Source organism: Halomicrobium sp. HArcel3 (assembly GCF_058933135.1).
This window is the reverse complement of sequence record NZ_JBZYDN010000001.1, coordinates 380,178-400,223: the sequence shown is the minus strand read 5'-3', so window position 1 is coordinate 400,223 and position 20,046 is coordinate 380,178. Positions and strand designations below refer to the sequence as shown.

Annotated in this window: 18 protein-coding genes; 11 read left to right on the top strand and 7 right to left on the bottom strand. The window is 68.3% G+C overall.

Features of this window, described 5'->3' with window-relative positions; genetic code table 11:
- Positions 1–85 precede the first annotated feature (85 nt).
- Complete coding sequence (locus AC5FRV_RS01995; protein WP_493559450.1) at positions 86–319, top strand: hypothetical protein; 234 nt, start codon at positions 86–88, stop codon at positions 317–319.
- A 10-nt stretch (positions 320–329) separates the two neighbouring features.
- On the opposite strand, the gene AC5FRV_RS01990 is transcribed toward AC5FRV_RS01995, so the two are convergent.
- Positions 330–1,043 (bottom strand): hypothetical protein, encoded by a 714-nt coding sequence (locus tag AC5FRV_RS01990; RefSeq protein WP_493559449.1) that lies wholly within the window; start codon positions 1,041–1,043, stop codon positions 330–332.
- 546 nt (positions 1,044–1,589) lie between these two features.
- Here AC5FRV_RS01990 and AC5FRV_RS01985 point away from each other — a divergent pair.
- Positions 1,590–3,596, top strand: a complete 2,007-nt coding sequence (locus AC5FRV_RS01985) for a hypothetical protein (protein ID WP_493559448.1) — start codon at positions 1,590–1,592, stop codon at positions 3,594–3,596.
- Between the two features lie 150 nt (positions 3,597–3,746).
- Here AC5FRV_RS01985 and AC5FRV_RS01980 read toward each other — a convergent pair whose 3' ends face one another.
- The 3 genes from AC5FRV_RS01980 to AC5FRV_RS01970 all read right to left on the bottom strand — a co-directional run bounded on the left by AC5FRV_RS01980 (position 3,747) and on the right by AC5FRV_RS01970 (position 7,670).
- The gene (locus AC5FRV_RS01980; protein WP_493559447.1) at positions 3,747–6,179 is read right to left on the bottom strand and encodes a DUF5059 domain-containing protein; all 2,433 of its coding nucleotides are present in this window, start codon (positions 6,177–6,179) and stop codon (positions 3,747–3,749) included.
- A gap of 138 nt (positions 6,180–6,317) precedes the next feature.
- Positions 6,318–7,088 (bottom strand): SAM hydrolase/SAM-dependent halogenase family protein, encoded by a 771-nt coding sequence (locus tag AC5FRV_RS01975; RefSeq protein WP_493559446.1) that lies wholly within the window; start codon positions 7,086–7,088, stop codon positions 6,318–6,320.
- A 3-nt stretch (positions 7,089–7,091) separates the two neighbouring features.
- Complete coding sequence (locus tag AC5FRV_RS01970; RefSeq protein ID WP_493559445.1) at positions 7,092–7,670, bottom strand: nicotinamide-nucleotide adenylyltransferase; 579 nt, start codon at positions 7,668–7,670, stop codon at positions 7,092–7,094.
- A gap of 169 nt (positions 7,671–7,839) precedes the next feature.
- Here AC5FRV_RS01970 and lonB point away from each other — a divergent pair, with 169 nt between their 5' ends.
- From lonB to AC5FRV_RS01955, 3 genes are read left to right on the top strand one after another with little or no spacing between them, the layout of a single operon-like run.
- Positions 7,840–9,957: an ATP-dependent protease LonB gene (gene lonB, locus AC5FRV_RS01965; RefSeq protein ID WP_493559444.1), complete on the top strand. Its 2,118-nt coding sequence runs from the start codon at positions 7,840–7,842 to the stop codon at positions 9,955–9,957.
- A gap of 4 nt (positions 9,958–9,961) precedes the next feature.
- Positions 9,962–10,822, top strand: coding sequence for a CPBP family intramembrane glutamic endopeptidase (locus AC5FRV_RS01960; RefSeq protein ID WP_493559443.1), 861 nt, complete (start codon positions 9,962–9,964; stop codon positions 10,820–10,822).
- A gap of 25 nt (positions 10,823–10,847) precedes the next feature.
- Complete coding sequence (locus tag AC5FRV_RS01955) at positions 10,848–11,231, top strand: hypothetical protein (protein WP_493559442.1); 384 nt, start codon at positions 10,848–10,850, stop codon at positions 11,229–11,231.
- A 22-nt stretch (positions 11,232–11,253) separates the two neighbouring features.
- Here the strand turns inward: AC5FRV_RS01955 and AC5FRV_RS01950 are convergent, their stop codons facing one another.
- The gene (locus AC5FRV_RS01950; protein WP_493559441.1) at positions 11,254–11,712 is read right to left on the bottom strand and encodes an MGMT family protein; all 459 of its coding nucleotides are present in this window, start codon (positions 11,710–11,712) and stop codon (positions 11,254–11,256) included.
- A 275-nt stretch (positions 11,713–11,987) separates the two neighbouring features.
- Here AC5FRV_RS01950 and trpC point away from each other — a divergent pair, with 275 nt between their 5' ends.
- The 4 genes from trpC to AC5FRV_RS01930 are packed head-to-tail and all read left to right on the top strand — an operon-like array spanning position 11,988 to position 15,671.
- Entirely contained in the window at positions 11,988–12,767 is a 780-nt protein-coding gene (gene trpC / locus AC5FRV_RS01945) for an indole-3-glycerol phosphate synthase (RefSeq protein ID WP_493559440.1), read from the top strand.
- Positions 12,764–14,011, top strand: coding sequence for a tryptophan synthase subunit beta (trpB, locus tag AC5FRV_RS01940; RefSeq protein ID WP_493559439.1), 1,248 nt, complete (start codon positions 12,764–12,766; stop codon positions 14,009–14,011). Before trpC ends, trpB begins: the two co-directional genes overlap by 4 nt.
- Positions 14,008–14,838, top strand: coding sequence for a tryptophan synthase subunit alpha (gene trpA, locus AC5FRV_RS01935; protein ID WP_493559438.1), 831 nt, complete (start codon positions 14,008–14,010; stop codon positions 14,836–14,838). Before trpB ends, trpA begins: the two co-directional genes overlap by 4 nt.
- Positions 14,839–14,864: 26 nt before the next feature.
- Positions 14,865–15,671 (top strand): 2-amino-3,7-dideoxy-D-threo-hept-6-ulosonate synthase, encoded by an 807-nt coding sequence (locus AC5FRV_RS01930; RefSeq protein WP_493559437.1) that lies wholly within the window; start codon positions 14,865–14,867, stop codon positions 15,669–15,671.
- 82 nt (positions 15,672–15,753) lie between these two features.
- On the opposite strand, the gene AC5FRV_RS01925 is transcribed toward AC5FRV_RS01930, so the two are convergent.
- Entirely contained in the window at positions 15,754–16,452 is a 699-nt protein-coding gene (locus tag AC5FRV_RS01925) for an HAD family hydrolase (protein WP_493559436.1), read from the bottom strand.
- Between the two features lie 47 nt (positions 16,453–16,499).
- Entirely contained in the window at positions 16,500–17,744 is a 1,245-nt protein-coding gene (locus tag AC5FRV_RS01920; protein WP_493559435.1) for a P-loop NTPase, read from the bottom strand.
- A gap of 157 nt (positions 17,745–17,901) precedes the next feature.
- Here AC5FRV_RS01920 and AC5FRV_RS01915 point away from each other — a divergent pair, with 157 nt between their 5' ends.
- Together AC5FRV_RS01915 and AC5FRV_RS01910 are read left to right on the top strand one after the other, a co-directional pair.
- Positions 17,902–18,690: an SDR family NAD(P)-dependent oxidoreductase gene (locus AC5FRV_RS01915; protein WP_493559434.1), complete on the top strand. Its 789-nt coding sequence runs from the start codon at positions 17,902–17,904 to the stop codon at positions 18,688–18,690.
- Between the two features lie 48 nt (positions 18,691–18,738).
- A complete protein-coding gene (locus AC5FRV_RS01910; RefSeq protein WP_493559433.1) occupies positions 18,739–19,905 on the top strand; it encodes a 3-dehydroquinate synthase II in 1,167 nt (388 codons plus the stop codon).
- Positions 19,906–20,046: the final 141 nt, after the last annotated feature.

Here is a 20,046-nt window from a genome sequence, read left to right as displayed (position 1 = left end):
CGGCTTTTTCGAAGTGACGGGTTCGCGCAGTGTCCGTCTGACCGACTCGAAAACGTTTCGTCCGCGGAACGAGTCATCTGACTCAATGGTCTCCGCCCCCCGAACCACGAACGCGTGGCTCGCCTTCATCGCGTCGGTCGTCGCCCTCTACGTCGCGATATTCCTGGCCTTCGGGGACGGCGGATTCCTCCAGGTTCTCGTGCGGGGCGCGTTCGCGGGCCTGTCGATGTCCGTCGCCGTCGCACTGCTCGTCGTTCTCTGGCGGGGCGTGCCCGACCTGCTGGTCCCGGACGACCCCGAGACGGCTGAACAGCGGTGACCGGGACGCGTCACTGACTCCGACCGACGAGTCTGTCGTACACGTTCGTTCTGACGCGGTAGGTGAGATAGACGGCGATCGCGAGGGATGCCAGGAGCGGCGCCACGGGGTAGATCAGGAAGGTGTTACCCAGGTATCCGAGACTGACTGCATCGACCGCGACGAAGCTCACGGCCGTCACGATCGTGAGCGCCAACGTCGAGAGCACCAGCAGCGTAGCGAACTCCGCCGCCCGGTCCGCGCCGTCTGGCCGGTCAGCGAGCAGGGACCCGGCGAGAGCCCCGAGACCGACGAGAACGACGATGCCGGGGCCGCCGTTCAGGTCGAAGTTCGACTGCGTCGCTGAGAGGTAGCTTCCGTACGCGACGAACCCGATTACTCCGAGTAGCAGCCCGACGAAGGCGCCCTGAACCGCGCCGAGGAGTCGACTCCGGTTTCGCTCGTACCAGGCGGGGTCGACGCGGTAGGCGAGCAGGGACGCGCCGCTCATCGCGGCCGCCGCGGTGAGCGTGGGTAGGAGGAAAAACGGGACGGAGAACAGAGAGTCGCCGAGTACCCACTCGAAGGTCAGCGTCGGCACGATGGCGAGACCCCACCCGGCGACGAGCGCTCCCACGAACCGGACACGGGTCTGATGGGCCGCCGCGGTCGCGTCGCCGCGACCACTCGCTAGCCACCAGTACCCGAGAATCGCGCCCAGGAGGAAGGCAGGCATCGACGCCATCTGAACGAAGGATACCCAATCGGGCGGGAAGAACGCGTCAGTCGTGGCGCGGTAGTAGTTTCGGCCCAACCGGCCCACCGTGTCGAACACGAAAGCTGCGACCAGCCCCCACTGAAGGGCGGTGACGAGAGCGTGAGGACGAGCGTTGGAGGACTGCTTCGATGGCACGTAGAAAATCTATGGCCAAATGATAATAATCCGATCGCTTCGGGCGAGAGTGGCACGTCCGAGACTGACCGTTCGTCGTTTGGTCGTCTGGGAAAGGGGACAGACGCGCGCGGCGGGATGCCCACGGTAGTGGTGGCCGCCGCGCGTGTGTTCGAAAACGGTGCGCTGTCTCGCAAGCGTCGCCCGGCGTGTACCGGCTTCCGCGGCACACATCAGTTTAGGCGTGCCTAAAGAACAAAAATCCATCGGTGATTTCCACCTGGTGGGCCCAACACTCAAGCCGGTCGTAGTCGAAACTGTTGACGAGCCAATACTACTGGAGCCGTTCGCCGACCCGGCAGCAGTCCCTGGATTTCCCTGCTGTCTCTCGCCACTCCAATGCCCGATTCATCACGAACGACGGACCGACGTGACGCACCGACCGACACCACGCGACGAACCTACCTCCAGGCCGCCGGCGCGCTCGGAGCGGTGTCGCTGATGGGGAGCGCCGTCGTCGACGACACGCTCGAACAGCGCGAGGTGCGACAGGTCGCCGACCCGGTCGGGTCGAACCGTCGCGGGGACTTCCTGTGGATGTACGGTGACGTGCTAGCCGACGAGCGCCGCCGGGCCAACCGCTTCGCCTTCGCACGCCGCCACGACCTGGCCGTCGTCGTCCTGATCCGCTCGGCCAACCTCGATTCGAGAGGCGGCTTGTTCAGGCGAGCGCTCGAAGAGGCGACGGCCGCGGGACTCGACGTCTGGATTCGCGTCGGATTGCTGACGGACGTCACCGCGAAGGCGTTCGTCGAGGACGCCGATGCCCGCGAGCGCCATCTGGACCGACTCCATGAGGTCTGTCGGATCTACGACGACCTGACCGACGACGGGCGCGTGATACTCTGGGAGGAGGCGCCCGTGTTCGGCCAGTGGGTCGCGGGCGGCGAGTGGAACGACGCGGCGGTCGAGAACATGCTCGAATACGGCCCGCGAATCTACGCCGCACAGAAACGGACCGTCGTCGAGGCGACCACCGACCGCGAGGTGGGCATCTTCTGCCACTTTCCCTACGTCGTCGATTCGAAGAAGCCCGAGGTGTTCGAGACGCTGACCGACCGCATCGCAGACCGGGGTGCCAGCCCCGACTTCGCCTTCACCGACTTCTACCGGGGGTGGTACGAGAAGGACGTCGGCCCGGAGGTCGCCGACGACGCCGTCAGAAGCCTCGTCGAAAACGCCGGCGCGGCCCTCGGCGGGAAGCCAGTGTTCTACCTCGGGCAGACCCACACGGTCAACCCGAAGCACACGCCGAGCAAGCAGTCCATCCGGTCGAACCTCAGGGCCTCGCTCGACGCTGGCGCCGCCGGCCTGGGCTGGTACGTGCGCGGGAGCTACGTCCCGACCGAGCAGGGGTTCGACCCGTTCGTGCCGAACGCGCCCGGCGCCACGTTCGAGGGCCCAGTCGCGACGGACACCGTCGCCCGAGACCGCTTCCTGTACGCCTGGCTCTCGACGCTGTCCACGCGGCCAGCGTTCGACCCCGCCGACCGGTTCGACCTCTGGCTCCGCGGCGACGCGTTCTCTTTTTACGACCGCCGCGTGAGCGCGCGGAGCGGCGACGGCTGGACGTTCCTCCACGACGTCGACGGCTACGTCGACGGGGAGTACCCCTACGACGGCGGGCCGGACGGGAACGTCGCCGTCGTTCGCGGCCTCCGGCGGGACCGGTGGCTCGACGGCGACACGCTCGCCCTCCGAATCGCGTCGGACCAGGCCGCCGACGAGACGACGCTCCGCGACGCGCTCGCGATGCCCTGTGACCCCGACGCGTACGTCGCCGAACACGAGGCGGCGTCGCTGTTAGCGGGCGACAGTCGGGTAGAACGATTCTCGCTCGGTTCGAACGACGAACCGGTGCTGCTCGCTCCCGGTGCGACTCGCCGACTGGAGGTCCCCATCGAGCGGTCGGACCCCCCGTCGCTCCACGGGCTCCGGCATCCCGACTCACTCGACGCGATTCGGGACCTGCAGGCGGCCGAGCGGCGTGAGGGGTTCGACCGGCGCGACCACTTCGACCTCTGGGTCCACGGCACGGAACTCTCCGAACTGGGTAGCCTGCCGGGAATCGAGGACGGAGTGGGAGTGCCGAAGTCTCCGGCCGACGAAAGCGTCACGGCCGTCAGTTCCGACTCGGTCGCGCTGTGCTACGGCCTCCGGCGCGACCGGTTCCTCGACGACGGACTGCGACTGGCAACCGCCGAGACCGAACCAGCCGTCAGACGCGCTTACGCGATGCCCTACGCCGGGAGCGAGACGTTCCGGTCGGCGGGAGAAGCCGCAGCGCTGTGCGGGAACCAGCCCGGAGAAGTAGCGACGTACAGCATCGACGCAACGGAGCCGTGACGCCCCGGAGTCCGGCCGCGCCGGGAGCCTCCGGCGGGCGTCGACGGCGAAAATCATGGCAGCCGGGCGCGGCGACGACGATCGGATCGAAATCCAACGCGGCCGCACCGACTGGAACGGACGCGTGGCCGTTCGGCCACGGAGATGGTCCTACTCCTCGACGACGACCACCCCGGTCATTCCCGCCGCCTCGTGCGGGATACAGACGTAGTGGTGCTCACCCGCGGTCTCGAAAGTGTGGACGTACGACTGGCCGGACTGGACGGCGCCCTCGCCGTTCTTCCAGCCGGAGCGGGCCGCCTCTTCGGAGTCGAAGTCGCCGGAGGCCCAGTAGGTCGCGCCCTCGGGGATCTCGGCCTCCGTGGCCGTCACGGAGTGCGGTTCGCCGCCGGCGTGCTCGAAGGCGACGGTGTCGCCGACCGAGACGGTGAGTTCGGCCGGTTCGAACGACACCGCCTTCGCCGCGACGACGTGGTCCGCGTCGTCGGGGACGCCCTCGACGACGTCCGGACCGCCGGCGAGGGACTCGCTCCCGCCGTCGTCGCTGCCCTCGTCGTGGTCGCCGCCGCTCTCGCCCGCCGGTGCCTGCTCGACCGCACCGACCACGGCGAACTGCGCGGTCCGCGTCGCGTTCGCGAACGCGGTCGGGTCGGCGTCGCCGGATTCGAGCGCGCTCGCGTAGTCGTTCATGGCGCTCTCGAAGTTCTCGTAGGCGTCGTGATCGGCTTCTTCGAGAGCCTCGTGGACCGCGGCCTCCTCGAACGTCGCGAAGACGTCCTGGACGATGCCAGCCGCGGCGGCGCCGTGATCGCCGCCGGCGTTGGCGACGATGGCGTAGATACCGGCCACCCCCTCGTCGTTGAACGATTTCGCGGCGGCGTACGCGTCGCCGTCGTCGGCCGCCGCCGAGCGGACGGCACCGAGCTGCTCCTCGAAGGCCTCGTAGCGGTCGTGGTCGGCGTGTTCGAGGGCATCGTGAAAGCCGGCCGCACCGCCCTCGAAGTACTCGAAGGCGTCTGCGGCGATAGTTTCGGCGCGGTCGCCGTTCCCCGTCGCCGCGACGGCGGCGGCGTCGAAGCCGCGGCCGAGCATGAACGCCGTCTCGGCCCCGCTCGCGTTGGCCGGAGAGCGAGACGCCTCGAACTCCAGGAGTGCTGACTGGACGCCCTCGTAGTGCGTCGCGACCCCCTCGTCGTCGCCGTCGGCGAAGGCGGTCCCCAGCGCCGACAGGTGCTCCTCCTCGAACCGGTGATAGAGGTCTTCGCTCTCCTCCTCGATGGCCTCGTGGAGGTCGAGTTCGTTCTCCTCGAAACGGGCGAACAGGTCCTCGACGACGTCCGCGGCCGCGTCGCCGTCGCCCAGTTCGTACAGTTCGCGCGCGTCGCCGAAGCGGACCCGGAAGTAGCCCGACTGGATCACAGGCGCGTTCTCGCCTGCGAGACTCTCGACACCAGTGACCAGGTTCGAGTCGACCGCCGACTCGGCCTCGTCGACGCCGGCCTGCTCGCCGTTCTCGATGGCCGTCCGCAGGTCGTCGAGGCCGCCCTCGAATCCCTCGTATGCCTCGTGATCCGCCTCCTCCAGCGCTTCGTGGGCCTTGGCGCCCTCGAAGTGGGCGAAGACGTCCTGTGCCATCGTCGCCGCGAGGTCGGACTCGCCCTGGCCGGTGAGCCAGGCGGCGTCGGCGGCGCGAGCGCGGTAGACGGTCAACGACGCGGCGTGGGCGAGGGATTTGCCCGGCCCGCCCAGGCCGGCGAGGACGGACGCGTCGTACCCGCGCGCCTGGAACGCGGCGAGGTGGCCGGCCCCTGCGGCGCCGTCGTCACCGGCGAAGCCGTACGCTCCCTCGACGGCGGCGTCCAGCGCGGACTGGACCGCGTCGCCGACGGCGCCGATGTCCTCGTCCGCGGCCACCGTCGCGGCATCCCCGAGGCCGCCCTCGAACGCCTCGTAGGATTCCGGGTCGGCGTCTTCCAGTGCGTCGTGGACCTGCGCGCCCTCGAAGGACTCGCTGGCCTCCGTGGCGACCGTTTCCGCGGCGGCGAAGTGTCCGGCATCGGCGAGGAAGCCCGCGTTTGCGCCCCGGCCTGCGAGCCAGAGGAGGTCGAGCGCGTTCGCGGTTCCGTCGCTCGCGACGGCCCGCTGGGCGCTCCGCAGCTGGCCTGCGGCGGCATCGGCCGCCTCCGTGGCGCCCGCCAGGTCTTCCTCCGAGAGACTCGACTGGAGGTCGCCGAGCGCGTCCTCGAACCCCTCGTAGGCCGAGTGGCTCGTCTCCTCCAGGTACTCGTGTGCACCGTATTCGCCGCTCGCGCCCTCGAACGTCGCGAAGATGGACTGTGCGACGCTGGCCCCGGCTCCCGGTTCGCCAGCGCGTCCGAGCGCGACCGCGTCGTAGAGGCGAGAGCGATACACGTTCCACTGCGCCGCGACGGCCGCCGCCGCGCCACCGGTCGGCTGTGGCGTGTTCGTCCCGCCGGTACTCGTCTCCTCGGTGTTCGATTCGGCCGTATCGCTGGGACAGCCCGCGAGCGAGCCACTCGCCGCCACACCCAGCCCCGCGATGAGCTTCCTTCTCGTGTACATTCGTCTGTTTAGGCCGGCCTAAAGAATATAAGCGTGGTGATCTTTTGGCTAGCCTAAAACCATGATGAATGCCGGTCACTCCCCTCCACCGGCGTCCGTATCCCTCAGTGTGGACGAGATTTCGCGTGAATAGACGGGTCAGAACTCCAGTTCGACGCGGTCCCCGGCGCCGACCCGGAACGCCTCGTCGCCGCGTCCGCGGTTGACCGCGAGTTCCACGTTGCCGTGACTCCCGACGGTGACGAGCCGGTCGCCCGGGCCGACGCGAGCGTACGTCCTGCGGACCGGCACCGGTTCGCCGTTGATCCCGACCTGCTCGCCGAACCTGTCGGCGACGGCGTCGCCCGGGACGTTGGTGACGACGTTGCCGAAGCCGTCGACGACGAGCGCCTCGCCACTGGCGCCCGTCTCGCTCACGGTGGCCATCGGGAACTGCAGGTCCTCGACGGTGTCCGCGGGGACGAATCCGTCGTCCTCGTGGAAGCGGTCGACGCCCGCCTCGTGGACGGTAGCTGCGGCCGGTGCGAACACGTCCCGGCCGTGGAACGTGCTGCTCTCGGGGTCGTCCACGGTGATTCGGAAGACGTCCAAGTCGTCGTAATCGGGTCCGTTCGCGAGCGCCCGTGCGGCCGGGATGAGCACGCCGTTGTCCGGGCCGACGAGCGCGTGGTCGCCCGCGCGGACGACGATAGCGTCCCGGTCGGTGCCGACGCCCGGGTCGACCACGACGAGGTGGACCGCGGGCGGGAAGTGCGGGAGCACCTCGCGGAGCCAGAACGCGGCCGCGCGAACGTCCTGCCGGGGGAAGTCGTGGGCCACGTCGACGAGGCGGGCGTCGGATTGCCGGAGAATGACTCCCTTCATCGCCGCGGGATACGGCGACCCGAAGTCGGAGCTGAGCGTGATCATCGCTCAGTCGTCGTCGCGTCGCGCGCTCTCGCCGCCAGAACCGTTCTTGGCCTCCCAGCGCTCGACGACGTCGTCCTCGGCGACCGTGCGGAGGCGCTGGATGCCGTTTATCTCCTCGATGGTCTCGACGACGGCGTCCGGGACCCGGTCCCGCCAGGTCTCGCCGTCGATCATCCGCTGGCGGATGTCGCTACCCTCCAGGCGGTCGCGCTCGAACATGCTCGACTGGCGGACCTCGATGCCGGCCTCCTCGAACAGCTGGACGACGAGGGGGTTGTTCGAGTAGGCGACCTCGAAGCTCGGGCTCATACTCTGGACGTGGCTCACCCAGACGGAGTTGCGGTTCAGGTCCTCGATAGGGACGACGTAGGTCACGAGGTCGTGTTCGCGCTCGTACTCGCGGACGGCCTTGGTGATCATCATGATGCGCTCGCCTGCAGTGAACGGGTCGTGGGCAGAGTGGGAGTCGCCGGCGCTCCCGATGCCGAGGACGAGTTCGTCCACCTCGTCGGCGATGGTCGAGACCATCGTGTGATGGCCGTTGTGGTACGGCTGGAAGCGTCCGATGTAGAAGCCGCGCATACTCCCCCTCCGGCGCCGCGTCTAAAAAAGGCGACGAGTGTTTCGGCAGGCGCCCACCGAGACGGTCGTTGGGCCGGAGTACGGCGGTTATGCAACCCATTCGGAGCGGCGCGAGGGGAGAAAGTATATCAGTGGACAGTCCTTCCGATCCGATGTTAGCAACCGTTCTATGAGCGACAATAGAGACACTGACGACACTCCCGACTCCGAGCGGGAGGTGACCGAGCCCACGCCGGACGAGGAGTCCGGTAGCGACGTCGTCGTCCCGGACGAGGAGGACCGGGCGACGGCGGACGACGGCTTCGCCGACGAGGGCGACGACGCCCCCGAGGCGGGCGACCAGCCCGACCTGGGGAGCGAAGTCGAACTCGAAGGCGAAGCGACGTTCGACGAGGCCGAGGAGGCCGGCGTCCTCGGTGGACTCGAGGTCGAGTCCACCGAAGACATCGAGGTTCCCGACCGCCTCGTCGACCAGGTCATCGGGCAGGACCACGCCCGTGACGTCATCAAGAAGGCCGCCAAGCAACGCCGGCACGTCATGATGATCGGCTCGCCCGGGACGGGCAAGTCGATGCTGGCCAAAGCGATGAGTCAGCTGCTGCCGAAAGAAGAACTGCAGGACGTTCTCGTCTACCACAACCCCGACGACGGCAACGAGCCGAAGGTCCGCACCGTCCCCGCGGGCAAGGGCGAACAGATCGTCGACGCCCACAAGGAGGAGGCCCGCAAGCGCAACCAGATGCGGACCTTCCTGATGTGGATCATCATCGCGATCGTCATCGGCTACGCGCTGATCATCGTCCAGCAGATCCTGCTGGGCATCCTCGCGGCGGGCGTCATCTACCTCGCCTTCCGCTACGGCTCGCGCGGCAACGACGCGATGATCCCGAACCTGCTGATCAACACCGCGAACCAGCAGACGGCGCCGTTCAAGGACGCCACGGGCGCCCACGCCGGCGCGCTGCTCGGCGACGTCCGCCACGACCCGTTCCAGTCCGGCGGGATGGAGACGCCGAGCCACGACCGCGTGGAGTCGGGCAACATCCACGAGGCCAACAAGGGCGTGCTGTTCATCGACGAGATCAACACGCTCGACGTCCGCAGTCAGCAGAAGCTGATGACGGCCATCCAGGAGGGCGAGTTCTCCATCACGGGCCAGTCCGAGCGCTCCTCGGGCGCGATGGTCCAGACCGAGCCCGTCCCCTGTGACTTCACGATGGTCGCGGCGGGGAACCTCGACGCCATGGAGAACATGCACCCCGCGCTGCGCTCCCGTATCAAGGGGTACGGCTACGAGGTGTACATGGACGACACCATCGAGGACACCCCCGAGATGCGCCGCAAGCTCGCCCGCTTCATCGCCCAGGAGGTCGAGAAGGACGGGCGGCTCCCGCACTTCACCCGGGACGCCATCGAGGAGGTCATCCTCGAAGCGCGCCGCCGCGCCGGCCGGAAGGGTCACCTGACCCTCAAGCTGCGCGAACTCGGCGGCCTCGTCCGCGTCGCTGGCGACATCGCCCGCGCCGAGGACCAGGAGATGACCACTCGCGACGACGTCCTGCAGGCCAAGAGCCGCAGTCGCTCCATCGAGCAACAGCTCGCCGACGACTACATCGAGCGCCGCAAGGACTACGAGCTCACGGTCAACCAGGGCGACGTCATCGGGCGCGTCAACGGACTCGCCGTCATGGGCGAGGACAGCGGCATCGTCCTCCCCGTCATGGCCGAAGTCGCCCCGTCACAGGGACCAGGACAGGTCATCGCTACCGGGCAGCTCAAGGAGATGGCCGAAGAGGCCGTCCAGAACGTCTCGGCGATCATCAAGAAGTTCTCCGACGAGGACATCTCGGAGAAGGACATCCACATCCAGTTCGTCCAGGCCGGTGAAGGCGGCGTCGACGGCGACTCCGCCTCCATCACGGTGGCGACCGCCGTCATCAGCGCCCTGGAGGACATCCCGATCGAACAGCACCTCGCCATGACCGGCTCCCTGTCGGTCCGGGGCGACGTGCTGCCGGTCGGCGGCGTCACCCACAAGATCGAGGCAGCGGCCAAGTCCGGCCTCGACACGGTCATCATCCCCAAGGCGAACGAACAGGACGTGATGATCGAAGAGGAGTACGAGGACCAGATCGAGATCATCCCGGTCTCGCACATCAGCGAGGTCCTCGACGTCGCGCTCGCCGGCGAACCCGAGAAGGACTCGCTGGTCGACCGGCTCAAGTCCATCACGGGCAAGGCCCTCGAACAGCGGGAAGTCGGCGGCGGCAGTCCCAGCCCGCAGTAGAATCGTGACCAGGTGGGCCGCATTCGTCGGCCTCACCGGCGTCGTCGTGACGCTGTTACTTATTCTCGCGCGCCTCTCACAGACCGTCGTCAGCGACCGCACCGCCGTCTCACACGCCACCAGCTCCCGTCCCTTCGGAGATACGCGGTCCCGGCGCGACGCCGAGACGGACCCGGTCATCCCACGATTCGACCGACCGGGTGAGCGCGGGTGGCCGGCAGACGCGAGCGCGAGGCGGGCGGACGTCGACCCCCACGACCTCTCGACCGGGGCGCTGCTCGCGAACGTCGTCTTCACGCAGGGCGTCTTCGGTGCCCTGCTCGCCGGCGGCGCGGTCTACTTTCGAATACCGCTCGCGGGGCTCGGCGTCGGCCCGACACCGCTCGCCGCGGGCGGCCTCGGGGTCGCAGCGGGCGTCGCCTTCGGAATCGTCCTCTGGCTGGGGAACGAGGCGGCCGGGCGCGTGGCCGAAGTGGCGGGCGCGGGCTACGACGAGTCCCTCCGGGCGATGCTCGCTCCCGACTCGCTCGGCGGGTGGATCATCCTGCTCGGCGTCGTGCTCCCGACCATCGCGTTCGTCGAGGAGTTCATCTTCCGGGCGGCCGCCGTCGGCGCCGTCGCGGCCGGCTTCGGCATCTCGCCGTGGCTGCCCGCCGTCGTCTCGTCGCTCGCCTTCGGCGTCGCCCACGGCGCACAGGGTCGCGTCGGCGTCGTCGTGACGGGGACGCTCGGATTCGTGCTCGCGGCGGGGTTCGTCCTCACCGAGAGCCTGCTCGTCGTCGTGGTGGCCCACTACCTCGTCAACGCGCTGGAACTGGTCGTCCACGAGGGCCTCGGCGTCGGCCGGGGCGCTGAACACGTTTAACACGGGCCGTCCCCACCACCCGGCAATGGCCGACCCTTTCGACATCGAAACGCCGACGCAACGACGAATCATCCTGGCCGCCCTCGTCGTCTATCTCGCGCTGTTCCTCGTCCAGTACGTCACGGGGAGTGACCTCGCAACCGCGGCCGCCGACCTGCTGCTCGCGGCACTGGTGGTTCCGGCGTCCGTCTACGTGATCCAGCGGGCGAGGGAGCAGCGAGAGACTGACCAGCTCGCCGTCGTGACCGGCGCTGCCTTCCTCGTCGCGGGCCTCACCATCGGCTACGAGGGGCTGGCGAAGCTCGGCGTCGTCCCCGTCAACGCCGCCGTGTCGCTGCTCGGGACGGTCGCGCTGCTCGCCGCGTTCGTGCTGTACCTCTACCAGCGGAGTCAGTCGCGACCCCGATAGAAAGCGACCGTCCGCACGTTACTCAGAGGTCTTCCAGGGACCGCAGTTTCTGTTCGACTTCCGGTGGTGCGCCGCTCGGCCCGTCCCGGACGCGGTGGTCGGGGATAAGTAGCGGAATCGGGTTCGCCGCCAGCGCCTCGCGGACCGTCGTCAGGTCCTCGTCCTCGTTCGGGTCGAGGCCGGCGGCCATCTGCGCGACCTGCTGGACGCTCCCCTGCTCGCCGTAGGGAATCTCGCGCACCGCTTCGAGCACGTTGCGGTAGTCAGTCGGCACCGTGAGTCCGATCTGGGCGTCGGCGAAGCTGTCCTCGGCGCCCTGGAGATAGGCGTCGATCCGCTCGAGCACCGGGTGGTCGTCCGTGGCGTCCTCGTCGGGCGTGACGGGAAACGAACAGCTGATGACCTTCTCGCCTGCCGCACCGATCTGGACGAACCGGTCGAGATACGCCGACTCGCGCGCGTAGATCCCCGCGTCTTCCATAGTATCGGGTCGGGACCGTGGACCTTCAAGATTTGCGTGTGAGAGGAGTGATGCCTGCTGCAACGAAACTCGAAAGCGCTAATACGGTCTCGAAAGCCCCGAGTGGCTGGACTCGCGCGACTCGCTGCGCGCCTCGTCACTCACTCCGTTCGTTCCTCGGTGCTAGCTTCGCCGGGCTTCGTCCAGCCACTCGTCCCTTTCATTCCTCCTGTCTGTCGGTTGTCCGGGCCGGTGTCGCAACCCTTATGTACACATCTGTACGTTAGTGTTCGGTAATGAACTCCAGTGAGGGTGAGATAGCACCGGCGGTGCAGTCGATACTCGACGCGGCCCGCGAGCGGGGCGGCGCCGAGGGTCGGCGCTCCGTCGACGCGCAGTCGCTTCCGGCGGCGTTCGAGGCCGCCGAGGCGGACGGACGGGTGCCGATCATCGCCGAGGTGAAACCGACGAGCCCGACGACGGACGGCGAGCGGACCGACGACCCGGTCGAACTCGCCGAGCAGATGGTCGCGGGCGGCGCCGCCGCCCTGTCGGTACTGACCGAACCCGAGCACTTCGGCGGGTCGCCGGAGACGCTCGAACGCGTGCGCGCGGCCGTCGACGTCCCGGTACTGCGGAAGGACTTCGTGCTGCACGAGGAGCAACTGGACATCGTCGAATCCGACGTTATCCTGCTGATCGTTCGGTTCCTACACGAGGAGAACACCGACGACCTGGCGGACCTGCTCGACGCCGCGCGCGAGCGGGGCTTCCAGGTGCTCGTCGAGACCCACACCGCTGCGGAAGTCGAGGAAGCCATCGAGGCAGGCGCGGAGATCGTCGGCGTGAACAACCGCGACCTCGCGGAACTGGAAGTCGACCTGGAGACGTTCGAGGACGTCGCTCCCTCGGTCCCGGAGAACGTCACCCTGATAGCGGAGAGCGGCATATCGACGCCCGACGACGTCGCGCGGATGCGCGCGGCCGGCGCCGACGCCCTGCTCGTCGGCTCGGCGATAATGGACGGAGACGTGACCGAGAACACGCGCGAATTGACTACGACGGAGCAATCATGAGTAGCGAATCCACCTTCGGCGACTACGGCGGCCAGTACGTCCCAGAGGCGCTGATGCCCGCCATCGAGGAACTGACCGACGCGTACGAGCGGTACGTGCTCGACAACGAGGACGGCTTTATGGACGAGTTCCGCGAGCGCCTCGCGGACTTCGGCGGCCGCCCGACGCCGCTGCAGTACGCCGAACAGCTCTCCGAGCGCTACGACACCGACGTCTATCTGAAGCGCGAGGACCTGGTCCACGGCGGCGCGCACAAGCTCAACAACGCGCTCGGACAGGTCTTGCTGGCGAAGTACATGGGCAAGGAGCGCATCATCGCCGAAACTGGCGCTGGCCAGCACGGCACCGCGACGGCGATGGCCTGTGCCCACCTCGGGATGCCCTGCGAGATATACATGGGCGAGACCGACATCGCCCGCCAGCGACCCAACGTCTTCCGGATGCGGATCAACGGCGCCGAGGTGAACCCGGTGACGACTGGTCGCGGCACGCTCAAGGAGGCCATCTCCGAGACGATGCGGGACTGGGCGACCACCGTCGAGACGACCCACTACGTCATCGGCTCCGTGGTGGGGCCCGCACCGTTCCCCGCGATGGTCCGGGACTTCCAGGCCGTCATCAGCGAGGAGGCACGCGAGCAAGCACGGGAGAAGATCGGTTCCCTCCCCGACTCGGTGCTGGCCTGCGCCGGCGGTGGGTCGAACACCATGGGCACGTTCGCGAACTTCGTCGAGGATGAAAACGTCGGCCTGTACGCCGTCGAGGCCGGCGGCTCCTCGCTCTCGGTGGACGAAGAGAAGGGCGTCGCACCCAACTCCGCGTCGCTGTCGACCGGCGACGAGGGGGTCCTCCACGGCGCGCGCACCAAACTCCTCCAGGACTCCCACGGCCAGATCATGGAGTCCCACAGCGTCTCCGCGGGCCTGGACTACGCCGGCGTCGGGCCGGAACTCGCCCACCTCGTCGACGAGGAGCGAGTCCAGGCCGTCAACGTCGACGACGACGCGGCGCTGGACGCCTTCCACCGCCTCTCGCAGGAGGAAGGTATCATCCCCGCGCTGGAGTCGAGCCACGCGCTCGGCTTCCTCCACGAACACCACGACGAACTGGGCGACTCCGTCGTGGTCAACGTCTCCGGTCGCGGTGACAAGGATCTGGAGACGGTCATCGAGGAGACGTCGAAGCGCGACCTGGAGTCGGCACCCGATCTTTCCGTGTTCCGCGAAGTCGGTGGTGGGCTATGAGTCTGGAAGCCGTGTTCGCCGACGAACCCGCCTTCGTCCCCTACCTCGCGGCGGGCGACCCGGACTACGACTCGTCCATCGAGTACGTCGAGGCGCTGGCTCGCGGCGGCGCGGACGTCATCGAACTCGGCCTCCCGTTCTCGGAGCCCATCGCCGAGGGACCGACCATCCAGGAGGCCGTCGTCCGGTCGCTCGAAGCGGGGATGACGCCCGAGCGGTTCTTCGAGTTCGTCGAAGACCTGGACGTCGACGTCCCGCTGGTCTGTATGACCTACTACAACCTCATCTACCAGTACGGTACGGAGGAGGGACCACGCCCGTTCGTCGAGCGAGCGGCCGACGTCGGCATCGAGGGCTTCGTCGTTCCGGACCTGCCAGCGGAAGAGGCAGGACCACTCCGGGAGGCGTGCGACGAGTTCGGCCTCGACCTCGTGTTCATCGTCGCGCCGACGACCGAGGGCGAGCGCCTCGAACGGATGATGGAGCACGTCTCTGGCTACGTCTACGTTCAGGCCCGCCTGGGCGTGACGGGCGCGCGCGACGACGTCTCGGACCACACCGAGCAGTCGCTGGCCCGACTCGCCCAGTGGGACGTCCCGAAGGCCGTCGGCTTCGGTATCAAGACCGGCGACCACGCCGAGCGCATCGTCTCGGCGGGCGCGGACGGCATCATCGTCGGAAGTGCACTGGTGGATATCATCGCCGAGGGCCACGAGAACGGCGACGACGTCGCGGACGTGGCGGAACGACTCGAAACAAAGGCGCGGGAACTCAAAGGCGGCGCGCTCCGCGGGGCACAGAATCGACCGCAACCGGAAGGCAAATAGTCGTACTTGCCACACTCTATCACAACATGACTGCTGGCAAAGCTGCACGACTCGACCGGATCGGGACAGACGGGAAGTACCTCGTCGTCCCGATGGACCACGGCGTCACGATGGGCGCCGTGGACGGTCTCGTGGACCTCGAATCGACAGTCTCGGACATCACCGACGGCGGCGCAGACGCCGTCCTCACCCAGCGCGGCGTCGCGGGCCGCGTCCATCCCAACCTCGGCGGCGCGGGCTACATCGTCCACCTGAACGGCTCGACGACCATCGGCCCGGACGAGTCCGACAAGCGCCCGACCGGCAGCGTCGAGGACGCCATCCGCGCCGGCGCCGACGCCGTTTCCTTCCACATCAACGTCGGCTCCGACCACGAGCCCGACCAGATAACGGGCCTCTCGGAGGTCACCAGCGCCGCCGAACGCTACGGCCTCCCCGTGCTCGCGATGACGTACGCGCGCGGCCACGACGTCCGCAACGACGACCCCGAACTGTTCGCCGAGGACCTGGGCCACGCCGTCCGCCTCGGCGAGGAACTCGGCGCCGACGTCGTCAAGACCGCCTACAGCGGCTCGCCGGAGACCTTCGAGCGCGTCGTCGAGTCGACGTCGCTCCCGGTCGTCATCGCCGGCGGCTCGCGCGGCACGGACGAGGAGACCCTCGACATGGTCCGCGGAGCGATGGACGCCGGCGGCGCCGGCGTCTCGATGGGCCGCTCTATCTTCCAGCACGAGGAGCCCGGCCAGATTACCCGCGCCGTCTCCAAGGTCGTCCACGACGACGCGGAGGCCGCCGACGCGCTGCGCGAGGTCGGCCTCGCCGTGGAAGCCTGAGAGAATCGCGCCACCGCTCGCTTCACTCGCATCACCGATATCGACCGCTCCGTTCCATTCTCCGTCTCTCCAGCGACTGTTTCTAGATGACGCCGTGCAGGTCAGTCATCGAGTCGAGCCGGTGGGTCGGGGCCGGGTCCGGATCGCTCGGTAGTTCCGCAGACGGGAGCTCCCGCCGCGGTACCCAGGCCGACGCCATCCCGGCATTGTGGGCACCGACGACGTCGGCCCCGTGTGAGTCGCCCACCTTGAGTGTCGCGTCCGCGCGCACGCCGAGTTCGTCGAGCGCCGTCCGGAACGGGACCGGGTCGGGTTTCGGGACGACGCCCGCCGAAGGGTCGCAGTACACTTCGACGTCGAAGTGGTCCGTGATGCCCAGCGCGGCCTGCTTCGCCCGCTGAGTCTCCCGGCCGCCGTTGGTCACGAGGGCGAGGTCGTATCGTTCCCGAGCGTACTCCAGAACGTCTCGGGCGCCCTCGCGAAACGACACGGCGGTAGGATCGAGGGCTTCCACGTACGCCTCGGCGACAGCCGTGATGGTCGCCGCTGATGGATCGGCTCCTGCACGTTCGGCCGACGCACCGAAGAGCAAGCGCTGGAACTCGACGTCGGAATCGGCCGGTGGAAGGTCCGCCGGGTCTACCGCGGCGACGTCGGCGACCGAGAACAACGAATCAGTGTCGGCGCGCGCGAAGGCAGCGTCGAGAAGCTCCGCTGGGTCCTGATCGGACACACAAAGCGTTCCGTCGAGGTCGAAGCAGACGGCGTCGAACCCCGTCATTTCAACCTCGTACTCGAGAGGTGACTGTAAACGTTGGCGTCCGCGCGCTACCCGGAGCGGCGAAGGAGTGCCGTGACCCGGCCGGCCAGCGAGTCCGGGGATTCGTCGTCCGCGTTGGCATCGGCGTCGTCCGCGTCTCCCCGATTCTCGGCGTCTGATTCGTCCGACGCTGGTGAGTCGGTTGACCCCGTGGCGTCGTTCCCGGCGGAGTCGGCGCCATCGGTCGACCGGTCCGCCGACTCCACGTCGAGTATCGACGCGTCGCCGCCGTCCGACGTGAGCGAGCGGACGGCTCGGTTCCCTCGGTCGCGAGTCACGACGTCGATTTCCGTGCGGTCGTGTTCGTCGGCGGTCTCGGTGTCGCCAGCGCCGGGGAACGTCCACCCGTCGGCCTCCAGCGTCTCCTTCGACGGCGGTGGCGTCGCCGGTTCGTCGGGTGCTCTCGTCGGCTCGTGCCCGGCGTCCGATCCGGTCGGTGTGGTCTCGGTAGTAGGCTCGTTGACCGCGGCGAATTCGTCGGCCGACGTCTCGGACTCCACAGCTGCCGTTCCCTCGGGTTCGTCGGATTCGAGTCGCGATTCGGCGAGTGACGCCGCGCCGTCGACGTAGGCCCGGGCCGCGTCGCTCTCGGGGAGCCGTTCGACCACCGGCACGCCGGCGTCCTGTGACTCGTGGATAGACGCGTCCTGGGGCACCTTGCAGAGGAGGGGGACCTCCAGAAAACCGGCGAGGCGGTCCGACCCGGGCGAGGATCCGGTTCCGTCCTGTGTGAGCACGAGACCGGCGACCTCGCCGCCACGCTTCTCGACGATGGTACGTGTCTTCTCCGTGTCCCTGACGGAGGCGACCCGCGGCGTGGAGACGAGGATTGTCCTATCAGCCACCGAGACGGCCGTCGTCGTCGCGCTGTTGACGCCCGCGCCGGTGTCGAGGACGACGACGTCGAAGCGGTCCCGGAGCGTCTCGATGGCGTCCGGGAGGTGGTTCATGTCGATAGCACCGAGTGCGTCGAGCGCGGTGCCGCTCGGGGCGACCGTCGCGCCGCCGGGGGCGTCGTAGAGGGCCGCTGTGACCGGGACGTCGCCAGCGAGCACGTCGTGCATCGACGGGTCGGCCTCGTCGTCGAAATCGAGTGCGAGGAAGTCCACGACGTTCGCCATCGCCAGGTCCAGTTCCACGACGACGACGTCGAGGTTTCGGGCGGCGAGTGCAGTTCCAAGATTGATACTGGTCGTCGTCTTACCGACGCCCCCCTTGGCACTGGCCACGGCGAACACCGTGCAATCTGGCATCTACCGCTAGCCAGTGTGACCAGCACCGTAATTATTACGCCTGATATCAAAGAGAGGGTACGTCGGTCGGCGGCCGAGTCTATCGGTGGTACAGTGGCGTTCGCCGACCGCCCGACCGTGCACCACCGTTTTGGTATCGACCGCCGTGTTCTCGGCCATGGGAGACGCGACCTTCGACTTCGACGGGGAGACGGTAATCGTGACCGGCGGCAGTTCCGGCATCGGGCGGGCGACGGCCGTCGCCTTCGGCGAGGCGGGCGCCACCGTCGTCGTCGCCGACATCCGCGAAGCCCCGAAGGACCTCGACGCGGAGGTGGCGACCCACGAACTGATCCGCGAGCGCGGCGGGACTGCGGAGTACGTGGAGACCGACGTCTCGGACCCGGACGACGTCGAAAGCGTCGTCGCGGCGGCCCGCGAACTCGGCGGCGTCGACGTGATGGTCAACAACGCCGCCCTGTTCGCCGGCGGCGGGATCAGGGACCTCGACGTCGACGACTTCGGCGCGATGTTGCGCGTCAACGCCCGGGGCGTCATGCTCGGAACCCAGGTCGCCGCCAACGACATGCTCGACCGGGACGAACCGGGCTGTATCGTCAACACCGCCTCCATCAGCTCGACGTACGCCCAGTACGGCCAGGTGGGCTACGACGCGACCAAGGGCGCGGTCCGGATGCTCACCCGCGGCGCCGCCCTCGACCTGGCCGAGACGGGCGTCCGGGTCAACGCCGTCGCACCCGGGCAGATCGCGACCGAGTTTCTCGAGGGATGGACCGAGGAGGCCCAGGAGTCCGTCGACTCGGACGGATTTCTCAAGGATATCCCGATGGGACGGGCCGGGACGCCAGCGGACGTCGCGCCGGTCATCTGCTACCTCGCCAGCGACGCCGCGGGCTACACCACCGGCGAACTCCTCCACGTCGACGGCGGCTGGCAGGTCTGCTAGGTTCGAGGATCCGCCACGTTCAAGCCCCGCCGCTGCAGACGTGGTGCTATGACACGATCCGTGTGGCTCAAGGCCGACAGCTCTGTCGGCGACTGGGAGGCCAGGAAGCGACGCATCACCGCCGGCCTGGAGGCCGGCGTCGACTGGGTCCTCGTCGACGAGGTCGACGTCGACAGCGTGCGCGACCTGGGCGAAGTCAACGTGGCCGCGTTCTCCAGCGACGACGTCCACGTGATGGACGCCGAGGCCGCCGACGTCGATGCCGACGCCACCATCGTCGGCAAGGACGGCGAGGGCGACGGGACCGTCGACCTGCCCAACGACTTCTCGGGCTCGGCCGACCTCTCGGCGCTCCGCCAAGACAGCGCCAGGCCGCAGGGCGGCTACGTCCGGATCCGCGGCAAAGAGTACGAGGAGTTCGCCGAGGCCGTCGCCGACGAGTCCGAGTTCACCATCGTCATCGGCGACGACTGGCAGATCATCCCCCTGGAGAACCTCATCGCCCGCGTCGGCGACGACACCGAGCTCGTCACGGGCGTCCAGACCGCCGAAGACGCCCGCACCGCCTACGAGACGCTCGAACTCGGCGCCGACGGCGTCCTGCTCGACTCTGACGACCCCGACGAAATCCGCCGCACCGTCGAGGTCCGCGACGAGATGGGCCGCGAGACCCTGGACATGCAGTGGGCCGAGGTCACCGACGTCGAGCAGACCGGCTCGGCCGACCGCGTCTGTATCGACACCGGCAATCTCATGGAACACGACGAGGGGATGCTCGTCGGCTCGATGGCCCGCGGGCTCTTCTTCGTCCACGCCGAGACCGCCGAGTCCCCCTACGTCGCCTCCCGCCCTTTCCGCGTCAACGCCGGCGCGGTCCACGCCTACGTCCGCACGCCCGACGGCGGCACGAAGTACCTCTCCGAGCTCCAGAGCGGCGACGAGGTCCAGGTCGTCGACGCGAACGGCAACACCCGCGAGGCCATCGTCGGCCGCGCCAAGATAGAGAAGCGCCCGATGTTCCGCGTCCAGGCAGAGACGGAGGGCGGGGACCGCATCGAGACGCTCCTCCAGAACGCCGAGACCATCAAGATCCGGACCCGCGACGGGCGCAAGGCCGTCACCGACCTCGAGTCCGGCGACGAGATCCTCGTCTACCTCGAGGACGCCGCACGGCACTTCGGTGAGGCCGTCGAAGAATCGATCATCGAAAAGTAGCGGTTCACCGTCTGAGAACTGCACAGCGGTTTTTACCCCAGGTAGGGATGTCGAGCGAACCCCAATCGCCTGGGTCATCGATCCTCGTCCGAACGCGAGGGGTCCCGTCCCGCTGCCTGACGACACGCCTCAGTCGGTGTT

Excerpts from the sequence above, each read along its gene's own strand:
- AC5FRV_RS01995 (WP_493559450.1), top strand. The coding sequence starts at position 86 with ATGGTCTCCGCCCCCCGAACCACGAACGCGTGGCTCGCCTTCATCGCG.
- AC5FRV_RS01990 (WP_493559449.1), bottom strand. The coding sequence starts at position 1,043 with ATGGCGTCGATGCCTGCCTTCCTCCTGGGCGCGATTCTCGGGTACTGG.
- AC5FRV_RS01985 (WP_493559448.1), top strand. The coding sequence starts at position 1,590 with ATGCCCGATTCATCACGAACGACGGACCGACGTGACGCACCGACCGAC.
- AC5FRV_RS01980 (WP_493559447.1), bottom strand. The coding sequence starts at position 6,179 with ATGTACACGAGAAGGAAGCTCATCGCGGGGCTGGGTGTGGCGGCGAGT.
- AC5FRV_RS01975 (WP_493559446.1), bottom strand. The coding sequence starts at position 7,088 with ATGATCACGCTCAGCTCCGACTTCGGGTCGCCGTATCCCGCGGCGATG.
- AC5FRV_RS01970 (WP_493559445.1), bottom strand. The coding sequence starts at position 7,670 with ATGCGCGGCTTCTACATCGGACGCTTCCAGCCGTACCACAACGGCCAT.
- lonB (WP_493559444.1), top strand. The coding sequence starts at position 7,840 with ATGAGCGACAATAGAGACACTGACGACACTCCCGACTCCGAGCGGGAG.
- AC5FRV_RS01955 (WP_493559442.1), top strand. The coding sequence starts at position 10,848 with ATGGCCGACCCTTTCGACATCGAAACGCCGACGCAACGACGAATCATC.
- AC5FRV_RS01950 (WP_493559441.1), bottom strand. The coding sequence starts at position 11,712 with ATGGAAGACGCGGGGATCTACGCGCGCGAGTCGGCGTATCTCGACCGG.
- trpC (WP_493559440.1), top strand. The coding sequence starts at position 11,988 with ATGAACTCCAGTGAGGGTGAGATAGCACCGGCGGTGCAGTCGATACTC.
- trpB (WP_493559439.1), top strand. The coding sequence starts at position 12,764 with ATGAGTAGCGAATCCACCTTCGGCGACTACGGCGGCCAGTACGTCCCA.
- trpA (WP_493559438.1), top strand. The coding sequence starts at position 14,008 with ATGAGTCTGGAAGCCGTGTTCGCCGACGAACCCGCCTTCGTCCCCTAC.
- AC5FRV_RS01930 (WP_493559437.1), top strand. The coding sequence starts at position 14,865 with ATGACTGCTGGCAAAGCTGCACGACTCGACCGGATCGGGACAGACGGG.
- AC5FRV_RS01925 (WP_493559436.1), bottom strand. The coding sequence starts at position 16,452 with ATGACGGGGTTCGACGCCGTCTGCTTCGACCTCGACGGAACGCTTTGT.
- AC5FRV_RS01920 (WP_493559435.1), bottom strand. The coding sequence starts at position 17,744 with ATGCCAGATTGCACGGTGTTCGCCGTGGCCAGTGCCAAGGGGGGCGTC.
- AC5FRV_RS01915 (WP_493559434.1), top strand. The coding sequence starts at position 17,902 with ATGGGAGACGCGACCTTCGACTTCGACGGGGAGACGGTAATCGTGACC.
- AC5FRV_RS01910 (WP_493559433.1), top strand. The coding sequence starts at position 18,739 with ATGACACGATCCGTGTGGCTCAAGGCCGACAGCTCTGTCGGCGACTGG.